Annotated in this window: 1 protein-coding gene; it reads right to left on the bottom strand. The window is 65.4% G+C overall.

Features of this window, described 5'->3' with window-relative positions:
- On the bottom strand, nt 1–1,199 hold a 1,199-nt coding region (gene oxlT, locus K368_RS0100010), incomplete at both ends, for an oxalate/formate MFS antiporter (protein ID WP_027170596.1).

Raw genomic sequence — 1,199 nt, 5'->3', positions numbered from 1 at the left:
CGCCATGGCTTCAGCACGCCGATGGCGAGGAGGGATGCGAGGATGTTGGCGCCGGCGGCGACGAGGAAGACGCCGTCCCAGCTGTTGGTGGCCTGCTGGAGATAGTTCGCCACGGGCACGAGGAGGGCGGCGGTGCCCTTCGCGGTGTAGAGCAGACCGGCATTGGTGGCGGCGAACTTGGTGCCGAAGGTGTCGGTGCAGGTGGAGGGGAAGAGGGAGTAGATCTCGCCCCAGGCGAAGAACACGAAGCCGGAGAGCAGGACGAACCACAGCGGGTCGTGGCCCCAGAGGTAGAGCATGTAGATGCCGAAGCCTTCCATGGCGAAGGCGATGAACATGGTGTTCTCGCGGCCGATCTTGTCGGAGACCCATCCGAAGAACGGGCGGGTGAGGCCGTTGAGGACGCGGTCGATGGTGGCGGCGAAGGTGATGGCGACCATGGTGATGCCCATGATGGTGACGGGCACCTTGTCGACGCCGATATCGGAGGCGATGGGCTTGAGGTTGGCGGTGATCATCAGGCCGCCGGCGCCGACGATGACGAACATGAAGTACATGAGCCAGAAGATCGGCTGGCGTGCGACTTCGCCGGGGGTGTAGTTGCGCCGGGTCTGGATGATGTTGGCGTTGGCCACGACCTCCGGCACCTGGCCCTTCTTCGGCGAGGTGAAGAAGAAGGCGAGCGCGCAGACGACGAGGCCCTGGCCGATGCCGAAGTTGAAGAAGGCGGCCTGGAAGCCGTGATCGGCGATCATCCACTGGATCGGGGCGACGGTCAGCGCCGAGCCGGCGCCGAAGCCTGCGGCGATGATGCCGGCGGCGAGCCCGCGCTTGTCGGGGAACCATTTCAGGGCCGAGCCGACGCAGGTGCCGTAGACGGCGCCCGCACCGATGCCGGCGACGACCTGGCCGAGATAGAACATGTTGAGCGAGGCGGCGTAGGAGTTGATGACCCAGCCGATGCCGCAGAGCGCGCCGCCGAACAGCACCACCACACGCGGGCCGTACTTGTCCACGAACCAGCCCTCGATCGGGACCAGCCAGGTCTCGAACAGCACGAACAGGGTGAAGGCCCACTGGATCGCCGCCCGGTCGAAGCCGAACTTCTTCTGGATGTCGGGGACGAAGAACGTCCAGCCGTATTGCAGGTTGGCGATCATCACCATGCAGATCACCCCGATCACCAGCTGACCCCAGCG

Origin of the sequence: Methylobacterium sp. 10 (assembly GCF_000519085.1) — a bacterium.
Classification (GTDB): Bacteria; Pseudomonadota; Alphaproteobacteria; order Rhizobiales; family Beijerinckiaceae; genus Methylobacterium.
Note: the sequence above shows the minus strand (reverse complement) of the source record. Positions and strands in the feature narration are given on the sequence as shown.